Here is an 11107-nt window from a genome sequence, read left to right as displayed (position 1 = left end):
GTCGGGGCCGTGGCGGCGTCGGACGCGTTCTTCCCGTTCGCCGACGGGCTCGAGGTGCTCGCCGAGGCGGGCGTGCGCGCGGTGGTGCAGCCGGGCGGGTCCGTGCGGGACGCCGAGGTGATCGAGGCCGCCGAGAAGGCCGGGATGACGATGTACTTCACCGGCGCCCGGCACTTCTTCCACTGAGCCCGCCGGAACCCATGTCAGAGATGGCGAGGTCGCAGATGGGCGAACAGGACGCCGTGCCTCTGACCCCGCGCGCACAGGCCAAGGCTCGCCGCCGCGATGAGATCCTCGTCGCGGCGGCCCGGCTCATGGCGCGGCGGGGCTTCCACGCGGTGCGCCTGGACGATATCGGTGCCGAGGTGGGCATCTCGGGGCCGGGCATGTACCGGTACTTCTCCTCCAAGGAGGACGTGCTCGCCGAGATGCTCCTCGACATCTCGCGCCGCCTGCGTGACGGTGGGCGCGCCGCCGTGGAGCAGGGCGGGGACCCGGCCGAGGTCGTCGACGCGCTCCTGGGGGTCCACGTGGACTTCGTCGCGACCGAACCGGATCTCATCAGCGTGCAGTTCCGCGATCTCGGCGCACTGCCCGCCGGGCCGCGGCACGAGGTGCGTAGCCTGCAGCGCGAGTACGCCGAGATGTGGGTCGACGCTCTCATGAGGCTGCGCCCGGAGCTGCCCGCCGTGGACGCGCGGGCTCACGTGCACGCCGTGTTCGGACTGCTCAACTCCAGTCCGCGGCTGCCGTCCATGGCCGAGGCCGAACTCCGGCGCGTCCTCACCGCGATGGCGTCGGCGGCTCTGCGGTCCTGAGCGAGCCGAGCAGTCGCGTGAACTCCTCACGGTAGCGCTCCACGTTGTCCAGCTTGACGTGTTCGTATCCGCGCACCATGTCGGGCAGGCCCGCCAAGTCGACGGCGGTGTCGTACCAGGTGGCCTCCCGGCCGCCGGGGCCCGTGCGCTGCAGGTCGGTGGTCAGTCGCCTGACCACGTCGCGGTACTCGGCCAGGAGCGCGCGCTCCACCCTGCGGACGTGGGCGTAGCCGAACACGTCGAGCGGGGTGCCGCGCAGGCGCTTCATCCGAGCCAGTGCCCTCATGGCGGGCATGGCCTTCGGGCCGATCGCGATCTTCCGCTTCATCCCCATCGCGCGGAGCGCAGGCGGGTGCAGCTTGAGCCTGGGCGTGGCCCCCTCGCCCCACTCCTCGGTGAGACGGCCCGCGAACTCCGGGTCGACGGCCAGCCGGGCCACCTCGTACTCGTCCTTGTACGCCATGAGCTTGTACAGGTTCCTGGCCACCGTGAGGGCGAGCCGCTCGCGGCCGGTCCCGGATAGCGCCTCGGCCGCACGCAGGTCCTCGACCCTGCGCACGTAGTCGGCAGCGTAGGCCTCGCTCTGGAAGCCGATCAGTTCGTCGACGCGCAGGGCGACGACGGCCCGGAGCTCGTCGGAGGCCTCCGGGCCCAGGCCGGTGACCAGGCGGCGCGCGGTGGGGGAGGGCTCGTGCAGGTCCGGCGTCGCGGTGGTCGCCGGGCGGTGCAGATCGGCGACCAGCGCGCCGAGGGCTCCCGGATCCGCGACGGCCTGTCGGCCACGCCGGAACGCCTGCAGGTTCGCCGACACCGCGACCCCGTTGAGCTCGATGGCCTGCTCGATGGCCCGGGCGGAGATCGGCAGGGCCCCGCTCTGGTAGGCCGCCCCCACCATGAGCATGTTGGAGGCCTGGGTGGAGCCGAAGAGGTTCTCCGTGATCTCTCCCGGGTTCAGGTAGACGCCTCTTCTCGAGGCCCGGTCGATGGAGGTCTGGATGTCGGTGCCGGACGGGTAGTGCACGGCGGTGTCGATCACCATGGAGCCCGTGGGGATCCGGGTGGTGGAGACGACCGCGGTGGTGCGGTCGGGGTGCGCGACCTTGAGGTTGGCGTCGTCCGCGCCCACCAGGCCGTCACAGCACAGGTAGAGGTCGCAGTCACCGGCGCCGATCTTCGGGGGTTGCTCGATCGGGGTCCGGGCCACCCGGACGTCGGAGACCACCGCGCCGCCCTTCTGCGCCAGTCCGGTCATGTCGAGGGTGCGGGCGGCGTTGCCGTCGAGGACGGCGGCGGTCGCCAGGACAGCGGACACGGTGACGATGCCCGTCCCGCCGATACCGGTCAGGCGCAATGAGAAACCCCGGTCGGCGTCGACCTCCGCCCTCATCGGCTCCGGGAGGGCCGACGCGTCGAGCTCGGGCGCCGTCGCCACACGCTCGCTCCGCGTCCCCGGCACCACGGTGACGAAGGCGGGGCAGTCGCCTTCCAGGCACGAGAAGTCGAAGTTGCAGGTGGATTGGTCGATCCGGGTCTTTCGGCCGAACTCGGTCTCCACCGGATGGACCGACAGGCAGTTGGACTTCCTGCCGCAGTCGCCGCAGCCCTCGCAGATGCGTTCGTTGATCACCACCCGCTCGGCCGGGGTGGGGTAGGTGCCGCGCTTGCGGTGGCGGCGCTTCTCGGCCGCGCAGAACTGGTCGTGGACCAACACGGTCACACCGGGGACCGCGGCGAGCTCCTTCTGGACCTCGAGCGTGTCGCGACGATCGCGGACCTCGATGCCGCGGGGCAGCCCCTGGGATCTCGTGGCCCTGACGTCATCGGTGGTGACGACGATCTTGGCGACCCGCTCCGCCTGCAGGAGTCGCAGGATCTCCGGCAGGGTCATCTGGCCGACCGGGTCCTGGCCACCCGTCATCGCGACCGTGCCGTTGTGGAGCAGCTTGTAGGTGATGTTGTCGCCTGAGGCGACAGCCGCGCGGAGCGCGAGCGAACCGGAGTGCATGAACGTGCCGTCGCCGATGTTCTGCACCAGGTGGTTCTCGGTCAGGAACGGGGCCATACCGGTCCACTGGAGCCCCTCGCCGCCCATCTGGGTGACCCCGGTGACCGTGCCGACCTGCTCTTCGTCCATCAGCAGCACCATGGCGTGGCAGCCGATGCCGCCGCCCACGAGCGTCCCGTCCGCCACCTTGGTGGAACTGTTGTGCGGGCAACCCGAGCAGAAGTAGGGGGTCCGGGTGGTGGCCAGGGGCAGGGCGATGCGCGAGCGACCCCGGCCGGGGCCGTCGAGCCAGGCGAGCGCCGACTCGATCCCGTGGACGCGCCCGAGCCGCTGTGCCAGACCCCGGGTCACGGCGTCGACGTCGAGTTCGCCGAACCGGCTGAACAATGTGGAGCCGTCCTCGTGGGTCTTGCCCACGACATTCGCGACGCCCGCGCGGCGGAAGTGGATCTCGCGGATCATGGTCTCGATGAAGTCGCGCTTCTCCTCCACGACGATCACCTCGTCCAGGCCGGACATGAACTCGTCCAGGACCGTGCGCTCCATCGGGTAGACCATGCCGAGCTTGAGGATCCGGATGCCGCGCCGGGCGAGTTCGGCGTCGTCCAGGCCCAGCCTGCGCAACGATTCGCGGACGTCCAGGTAGCTCTTGCCGGCGGCGACGATGCCGATCCTGTCGTCGGCGGTCGACTGGACTATCCGGTTGAGTCCGTTGAGCCGCGCGTACTCCAGCGCCCGGGGGATGCGGGTGGTGAGCTGGTTCTGCTCCAACTCCATCAGACTGGACCCGAGCAACTGGCCCGAGGGCACGTGGGGGCTGGTCCCCAGGTCTCCGTAGTCGGGCAGGATCCGGTCCGGGTCCACCAGCGCGGTGGACGACGCGTCCGCCACGTGCGACGAGATCTTCACGGCCGACCACAGGCCCGAGACGCGGGAGAGGATCGCCGCGTGGACGCCGAAGTCCAGCACGTCCTGGGAGTCCGCGGGATAGAGCGTGGGGAGGTAGAGGTCCGCGAGCGCGAGCTCCGACGAGCAGGGCACCGTCGAGGACTTGGCCCCGGGGTCATCGCCGACGAAGGCGACCGCACCTCCGTGAGGGTCGGTACCGATGAGGTTGGCGTGTCGGATCGCGTCCGTGGCGCGGTCCAGGCCGGGGGCCTTGCCGTACCAGTACCCGACGACGCCCTGCAGGGGCGCGCCGCCGGTGTTGGCGGTCGCGCGCAGGGTGCCCGTGCGTCGCGCGAGTTGCGACCCCATGACGGCCGTCGCGGCGGCCTCCTCGTTGAGGGCGGGACGATGGACCACGTCGAACGGGTCCAGGAACGTCCCGCGCCGGGCCAGCTCGAGGTCGTAGCCGGCCAGTGGGGAGCCCTCGTACCCGCTGACGAGGCTGGCGGTGAGTAGGTGCTGTCGGCGGTCCAACCGCGCGCGGTCGCGGACCGTGCGGACCAGTGCCTGGATACCGGTGAGGAACACCGTGCCGCTCTCCCGCGTGTAGCGGTCGGAGAGAGAGAACGAGGTGGCGTCCGCCCGCGGGTCACGCGGATCGTCCTGGGTACCGCTCGTGGGTCCGAGAAGAGAGGTCATCGGTCACACCTGGCCTTCGAGAGAATCGAGATACGACTCCAGGCTAGGCGCGCACGTGATGCGCGTCACGTGGTCAGCATTGTGGCGAGCACGGTGTGCACTCCGGCGCCTGGGACCGCGCGACTGTTGAGCACTTTGTCCAACGACGCGCGCCTTATGATGTACACATGGAATCGGCTCCCCGCGAAGCTTCGGCTCTGGACCACACGGATCGACGACTCCTGAGAGTCGTCCTGGCGGACCCCAGGGTCGGGGTGCGCGAGTTCTCCCGCCGCCTCGGGGTGGCGCGCGGGACCGCACAGGCCAGGTTGGACAAGCTCGAGGCCCGGGGCGTGATCGCGTCGTGGGCGCCGACCCTCGATCCGGCGGCGCTCGGGTACCCGCTCTCGGCGTTGGTCCACATCCAGATGGCGCAGGCCGAGCTGGAGGCGACGTGTTCCGGGCTCGCCGAGGTGCGCGAGGTGCTCGAGGTGATGAGTGTGGCGGGGGAGTTCGACGTGGTCTGCCGGGTGGTGGCCCGCGATCACGCGCACCTCGAAGAGGTGTTCAGCGCCATCATCTCCACGCCGGGCGTCCTGCGGACCCGCACGGAGGTGGTGCTGCGGCGCCGGGTCGGCCCGCGCGTCGCCCAGCTCGTGGACGAGTGAGCCTCACTCCCAGATGCGGTCGAACGGGTAGGCCTCCTCGTACTCCGAGGCGAGTTCGAGCACCAGGCGGTCATGGCCGATCCTCGACGACAGGTGCACCCCGATGGGCAGGCCGTCCGGAGCCCGACCGGCCGGGAGGGAGACTGCGGGCGACCCCGCGATGTTCTGGAGGGGGGTGAAGGTGACCCAGTCGGAGACCCTCTCGAGGTGGGACTCATACGGCAGGTCCGCGTCCAGATAACCGACCTCCGGGGTCTCGTGGTTGACCACGGGGTTGAGGTACACATCGAGGTCGCCGAACGCCGAGTCGAACCGTCGCCTGGCCCGATAGAGGCGATACAGGTGCAGGGGAAGCGAGGGCAGGGACCTCTTGGCCATCCCGGCGAGGCCGATCGTGAACGGGTCCAGTCGATCCGCTGCGAACTCAGGGCCGAACATGCCCCGCCCACCGGAAGACGTGGCCAGCGCGAGCAGGCCCCAATAGGCGATGAAGTCCTCGCGGAACGAGGACGGGACCGGCGCGGGCGTCGGCACGATCTCGTGGCCCAGCGCCTCCAGCCGGTCGGCGGCTTTCCGCAGCACCGCCAGTGTGGCGGCATCGGTGGGATCGCCCGCGGGACTGTGTTCGACCAGACCGATGCGCAACCGCCGGGTGGGGGCCGGCGAGACCGCGCCCAACGGCGGGACCCCGACCGGACGGTGCCCGGCCTCGAAGGCGGTCAGGAAGGTCACCGTGTCGCGCACGGACCGGGAGACCACGGACTGGGAGATGATCGGAATCGGCATGGTCGCCGAGAACTCCTCGTCCGGGTGCCTGCCGCGACTGGGTTTGAACCCGACGAGCCCGGTCACCGCCGCGGGGATCCGGATAGAGCCTCCACCGTCGTTGGCGTGGGCGATCGGCAGCGCGCCGGCGGCCACGAGTGCGGCGGATCCTCCCGAGGACCCCCCGCTGGTGCGGGCGGTGTCCCACGGATTGCGGGTGACGAGACCCCCCTGCCGTTCGGTGGCGGCGGTCCAGCCGAAGGGTGGCATCGCGGTCGTTCCCAGCGGGATGAGCCCGGTCGCGCGGAACAGGGGTGCGTAGGGGCCGTCGTGGAGGGCCGGACGGGTGGGCACCGCCGAGGACCCGAGCGTCATGGGCAGGCCCTCCACCCGGACCGCGTCCTTGAACGCGGACGGAACGCCGGCGAGGGGGGCCGAGAGATGAGACTCCCGGACCCACGATGCCCGGTGACGAGCGCGGTCGTAGTCGGTGTGCACCAGGGCCCCCAGTACGGGGTCCACGGCTGTGCACCGATTGATGGCGGCCTCGACCAGCTCCGTGGGCGAGACCTCCCGCCTGCGGACACGGTCCGCGAGGGCCGAGGCGTCGTCGTACCCGAGCGCGTCGTCCCGGAAGGCGTGCACGCGCTGCGGCATCTCGGCGGGGGCGAGGGCGGGGCTCTCGCCGGTGGTGGCGTCGGTTGTGGTGTCGGTCACGCCACCAGTCTAGGGCGTCCACTTGACAGCGCCCGGTCCGCTCAGGCACTTTAGGGATACCTAACTTAGGCGAGGGTCACCTAAACCTCGCCGTCGAGACCTCGCCCCTCAGCAGGCGACCCGTGGAGGGTGAACGATGGCACCGAATCCCGCCGAGAACGAGATCGAGCCCCCGATCGCCCAGCCGCCCGCGTCGGATCCGGTCGCGCACGGCGCCCGACGTCTGCTGGACGGGTCAGGTGTCGCCACGGTCGCCGTCCGGGGGACCCGGAACCGCTCGGATGTCATGGTCTCCGCGCAGCACCGCTGGGTCGGTGGCGGGTCCATCGTGGTCACCGGGGCTCCCGCGCCGTGGTCCGGCCTGATCGTGGAGCCGGGGGCGTCGGTCGAGGTGGTCGTGATGATCGACGAGTTCGCCCCCATCGTGGAGGCGAAGGTGCACGTGGCCAGCCTGTACGGGTTCGGCATCGCGCGGTCCGCACGACAGGGTGAGGGGTGGGTCGTCGAGATCGAGATCGACCTCGACGAACTTCAGGTGCGTCGGCTCGGGCACCAGGGGACGGTCCACGCGCGCGACCTGGATTCGGTTCCCTCGGACCCGTTGGCCGCCGAGGCGCCCGGTCTCGCAGACGAGATCCGGGCGCGCTTCGGGGAACACCTGGCGATCCTGGCCGGGTCGGGCGACCCGGCTCATCCGCCGTTCGTCCTGGGCGTCGACCCGGACGGCCTCCACCTGCTCACCGCACTCGGGCGCGACGCCGACGTGGTGCACCTGCCGTTCATGACCCGTGCGCAGAGCCTCGGGGACGTGGTCCGGGAGATGGGTCAGTACGTGGCCCGGGCGAGCTGACCGTCCACGCCGCTGACCGTCTACGTCCGTGGGCCCTAGGCCGGGGAGTAGGTCAGGCAGTCGGCGGTGTCGGCGCCGGAGCCGATCGTCACCGATTCCGCGGAACAGAGCAGATCCTTGTTGTGCGCGCACTCGACGCGCTGGCAGGCGCCGACGTGCGCGGTCGCCGTGGGCAGTCCGCCCCGCACGTCGAGCGAGATGAACGTCCCGCACTCGGCATGGTCGGGTGATCCTGCAACGGTGATCGCCGGGGCCGTGCAGTCGGCGTCGGCGTTGAACGAGCACGTGGTGACCGTGCAGTTGCTGATTCCGGTGAGAGTGGCCATGTCGGTTGCTCCTCGCGTCGGTGTGGCGATCCGGCCGGTGAGTCGATCCGGTCGGGTGTCACCGAGTCAACCCCCGATCAGGCCGACTTGCAAGCAAGGAGAGCCTGTGCTAGCCCAGGTTAGCCTAAGCACCTGACCTGCTCTTCGCTCCGCTTCCGATCCTGCTTTCACGGCGATCGGCGTGGCCCTGCCGTGCCGCGCCGCGCGGGTCGCGGCACCCCTTCTGGACATCTGTGAGCCATGGCACTATGGTCGAACTCAGTTAATCCGACTTAACTGAAAGGGAGCGGCGCTGATGTCTTCCGCGACCACCGATCGCCCGTCCACCGACAACCCGACCACCAACCGCCAGGCGCACGAGGAACTGCTCGCCGACCTCCGCGACCGCCTCGATCGGGCCTCGATGGGCGGCGGTGAGAAGGCCCGGGCCCGTCACCTCGAGCGCGGGAAGCTCCTCGCCCGCCAGCGGGTCGACGTCCTCCTGGACCCGGGTAGCCCGTTCCTCGAGTTGTCCCCGCTGGCGGCGGAGGAGATGTACGGGGGCAAGGCGCCCGGCGCCGGGGTCGTCGCCGGGATCGGCCGCGTGTCCGGACGCGAGTGCCTGGTGATCGCCAACGACGCGACCGTCTCCGGCGGCACCTACTACCCGATGACCGTCAAGAAGCACCTGCGCGGCCAGGAGGTGGCGTTGGCCAACAACCTGCCGTGCATCTACCTGGTGGACTCGGGCGGGGCGATGCTGCTCCAGCAGGACGACGTGTTCCCCGATCGGGACCACTTCGGCCGCATCTTCTACAACCAGGCCACCATGTCGGCCCGGGGCATCCCGCAGATCGCCGCGGTGATGGGCTCGTGCACCGCCGGCGGCGCCTACGTCCCGGCGATGAGTGACGAGGCCGTGATCGTGCGCAACCAGGGCACGATCTTCCTCGCCGGTCCGCCGCTGGTGAAGGCCGCCACCGGGGAGGAGGTCACCGCCGAGGAGCTCGGAGGCGGCGACCTGCACGCCAAGACCTCGGGTGTGGTGGACCATCTCGCCGACGACGACTACGACGCGCTCATGAAGGTCCGCGAGATCATCGCGACCTGCCCGCCGGCCCCCGAGCCGGACTGGGAGGTCCTCGAGCCCCGCGAGCCGGTTCGTCCACAGACGGATCTCTACGACCTCGTCCCGGTCGACTCCCGGCAGCCCTACGACGTGCGCGACATCATCGGCACGGTCGTCGACGGTGGTGAGTTCACGGAGTTCAAGAAGGACTACGGCACGTCGATGGTCACCGCGTTCGCGCGGATCCACGGTCATCCGGTGGGGATCATCGGCAACAACGGCGTCATCTTCTCCGAATCCGCCCTCAAGGGCGCGCACTTCATCGAACTGTGCGACCGCCGCAAGATCCCGCTGGTCTTCCTCCAGAACATCACCGGGTTCATGGTCGGACGCCAGTACGAGGCGGGCGGCATCGCCAAGAACGGCGCCAAGATGGTCGCCGCGGTGGCGTGCGCACGCGTGCCCAAGTTCACGATCGTGGTGGGCGGGTCCTTCGGTGCCGGCAACTACTCCATGTGTGGCCGCGCCTATTCACCGCGATTCCTGTGGATGTGGCCCAACGCCCGGATCGCCGTGATGGGCGGGCCCCAGGCCGCGGACACCCTCGCGTCGGTGCGCGCCGCGCAGGTGACCAAGGCGGGCGGGGAGTGGACCGACGAGCAGCAGGCGGAGTTCACCGCACCCATCCGCGAGCAGTTCGAGGAGCAGTCCACCGCCTACTACTCCACGGCCCGCCTCTGGGACGACGGGATCATCGACCCCGCCGACACCCGCACCGTCCTCGGCCTGGCCCTCGCGGCCGCCGCCAACGCCCCCCTCCAGCCGGTCAACAACGGCGTCTTCAGGATGTGAGAAGCCCCATGTCAGAGGAACTGTCCCAGAAACTCCACACCGTTCTGGTGGCCAATCGCGGGGAGATCGCCTGCCGCGTGATCCGCTCCCTGCGGGCAGCGGGGATCCGCTCGGTCGCCGTCTACTCCGACGCGGACGCCGATGCGCTGCACGTGCGCATGGCCGACGCGGCGGTCCGCCTGGGCCCGGCCCAGGCCTCACAGTCCTATCTCGACATCGACAAGGTGATCGACGCCTGCCGCCGGACCGGCGCCCAGGCGGTCCACCCGGGCTACGGGTTCCTGTCGGAGAACTCCCGGTTCGCGCGGGCGCTGGAGGAGGCGGGCCTGATCTTCGTGGGGCCACCGGCCACCGCGATCGAGACGATGGGCGACAAGATCACCGCCAAGGCGGCGGTGTCCGCCCGGGACGTACCGACCGTGCCCGGGATCTCGCGTCCGGGGCTGACCGACGACGAGCTGGTGGCCGGCGCCGACGAGGTCGGATACCCGGTCCTCGTCAAGCCGTCCGCGGGCGGCGGCGGCAAGGGCATGCGACGCGTCGAGCGACCCGAGGACCTTCGCGCCGCGCTCGACTCCTCCCGCCGCGAGTCCGCGGGTGCGTTCGGCGACGACACCCTGTTCCTCGAGCGGTTCGTCGACACCCCGCGACACATCGAGGTCCAGGTCCTCGCCGACACCCACGGCAACGTCATCCACCTGGGTGAGCGTGAGTGCTCGCTGCAGCGCCGCCACCAGAAGGTCATCGAGGAGGCGCCCAGCGCGCTGCTCGACGAGGTCACCCGCCAGCGGATCGGTGCCGCCGCGTGCGACGCCGCCCGCTCGGTCGGTTACGTGGGTGCGGGCACGGTCGAGTTCATCGTCTCCGCCCACGCCCCGGACGAGTTCTTCTTCATGGAGATGAACACCCGGCTCCAGGTCGAGCACCCGGTCACCGAGATGGTCACCGGCGTGGACCTGGTCGACTGGCAGGTCCGCATCGCCGCGGGCGAGGAGCTGACCCTGCGCCAGGAGGACATCACCCTCACCGGCCACGCGATCGAGGCCCGCGTCTACGCCGAGGACCCGGCCAAGGGCTTCCTCCCGACCGGCGGAACCGTGCTCGGGCTGGAGGAACCCTCGGGCGACGGCATCCGGGTGGACTCCGGCCTGCGCGTCGGCACGGTCGTCGGAAGCGACTACGACCCGATGCTCGGTAAGGTCATCGCCCACGGCACCGACCGGGCCGAGGCGCTGGCCCGACTCGACGCCGCGCTCGCCGACACCCATGTCCTCGGACTGAGAACCAACATCGACTTCTGCCGGTTCCTGCTCTCCCAGCCGGAGGTCGTCGCCGGCGACCTCGACACGGGTCTGCTCGATCGGACCCTCGACGACTACACCGCGACCCCGGCGCCCGAGGGTGCACTCGTCGCCGTGGCCATGCACCGCACCGAGGAGCGCTGGGCCCGCGTGCCGGCCGCCCGGCGCGGACCGTGGGACGTGCCCAACGG

General features: G+C 70.6%; 8 protein-coding genes and 1 pseudogene. 6 read left to right on the top strand and 3 right to left on the bottom strand.

What is annotated here, in order from left to right:
* Both purH and IY392_RS07905 read left to right on the top strand, forming a co-directional pair.
* A pseudogene (purH, locus tag IY392_RS07910) lies at positions 1–186 on the top strand (bifunctional phosphoribosylaminoimidazolecarboxamide formyltransferase/IMP cyclohydrolase); the annotation flags it as partial.
* A gap of 14 nt (positions 187–200) precedes the next feature.
* Positions 201–818, top strand: coding sequence for a TetR/AcrR family transcriptional regulator (locus tag IY392_RS07905; RefSeq protein WP_375292902.1), 618 nt, complete (start codon positions 201–203; stop codon positions 816–818).
* On the opposite strand, the gene IY392_RS07900 is transcribed toward IY392_RS07905, so the two are convergent.
* Entirely contained in the window at positions 784–4410 is a 3627-nt protein-coding gene (locus IY392_RS07900) for an indolepyruvate ferredoxin oxidoreductase family protein (RefSeq protein ID WP_194860908.1), read from the bottom strand. The two genes, IY392_RS07905 and IY392_RS07900, sit on opposite strands and share 35 nt — an antisense overlap.
* Positions 4411–4577: 167 nt before the next feature.
* On the opposite strand from IY392_RS07900, the gene IY392_RS07895 reads away from it, so the two are divergent.
* The gene (locus tag IY392_RS07895; RefSeq protein ID WP_182613339.1) at positions 4578–5057 is read left to right on the top strand and encodes an Lrp/AsnC family transcriptional regulator; all 480 of its coding nucleotides are present in this window, start codon (positions 4578–4580) and stop codon (positions 5055–5057) included.
* A gap of 3 nt (positions 5058–5060) precedes the next feature.
* Here IY392_RS07895 and IY392_RS07890 read toward each other — a convergent pair whose 3' ends face one another.
* A complete protein-coding gene (locus tag IY392_RS07890) occupies positions 5061–6539 on the bottom strand; it encodes an amidase (protein WP_309234032.1) in 1479 nt (492 codons plus the stop codon).
* Between the two features lie 136 nt (positions 6540–6675).
* Here IY392_RS07890 and IY392_RS07885 point away from each other — a divergent pair, with 136 nt between their 5' ends.
* Entirely contained in the window at positions 6676–7389 is a 714-nt protein-coding gene (locus IY392_RS07885) for a hypothetical protein (RefSeq protein ID WP_182613340.1), read from the top strand.
* 35 nt (positions 7390–7424) lie between these two features.
* Here IY392_RS07885 and IY392_RS07880 read toward each other — a convergent pair whose 3' ends face one another.
* A complete protein-coding gene (locus IY392_RS07880; RefSeq protein WP_107756984.1) occupies positions 7425–7715 on the bottom strand; it encodes a DUF1540 domain-containing protein in 291 nt (96 codons plus the stop codon).
* Positions 7716–8010: 295 nt separating this feature from the next.
* Here IY392_RS07880 and IY392_RS07875 point away from each other — a divergent pair, with 295 nt between their 5' ends.
* Complete coding sequence (locus tag IY392_RS07875) at positions 8011–9615, top strand: carboxyl transferase domain-containing protein (RefSeq protein ID WP_194860907.1); 1605 nt, start codon at positions 8011–8013, stop codon at positions 9613–9615.
* Between the two features lie 8 nt (positions 9616–9623).
* A partial coding sequence (locus tag IY392_RS07870; RefSeq protein ID WP_194860906.1) for an acetyl/propionyl/methylcrotonyl-CoA carboxylase subunit alpha occupies positions 9624–11107 on the top strand: 1484 nt, incomplete at its 3' end.

This window comes from Dietzia sp. SYD-A1 (genome assembly GCF_015356725.1).
In the GTDB taxonomy this organism is placed as follows: Bacteria; Actinomycetota; Actinomycetes; order Mycobacteriales; family Mycobacteriaceae; genus Dietzia.
The sequence above is the reverse complement of the archived record's forward strand: the minus strand, read 5'-3'. Positions and strand labels throughout refer to the sequence as shown.

Excerpts from the sequence above, each read along its gene's own strand:
- IY392_RS07875 (WP_194860907.1), top strand. The coding sequence starts at position 8,011 with ATGTCTTCCGCGACCACCGATCGCCCGTCCACCGACAACCCGACCACC.
- IY392_RS07905 (WP_375292902.1), top strand. The coding sequence starts at position 201 with ATGTCAGAGATGGCGAGGTCGCAGATGGGCGAACAGGACGCCGTGCCT.
- IY392_RS07900 (WP_194860908.1), bottom strand. The coding sequence starts at position 4,410 with ATGACCTCTCTTCTCGGACCCACGAGCGGTACCCAGGACGATCCGCGT.
- IY392_RS07880 (WP_107756984.1), bottom strand. The coding sequence starts at position 7,715 with ATGGCCACTCTCACCGGAATCAGCAACTGCACGGTCACCACGTGCTCG.
- IY392_RS07885 (WP_182613340.1), top strand. The coding sequence starts at position 6,676 with ATGGCACCGAATCCCGCCGAGAACGAGATCGAGCCCCCGATCGCCCAG.
- IY392_RS07895 (WP_182613339.1), top strand. The coding sequence starts at position 4,578 with ATGGAATCGGCTCCCCGCGAAGCTTCGGCTCTGGACCACACGGATCGA.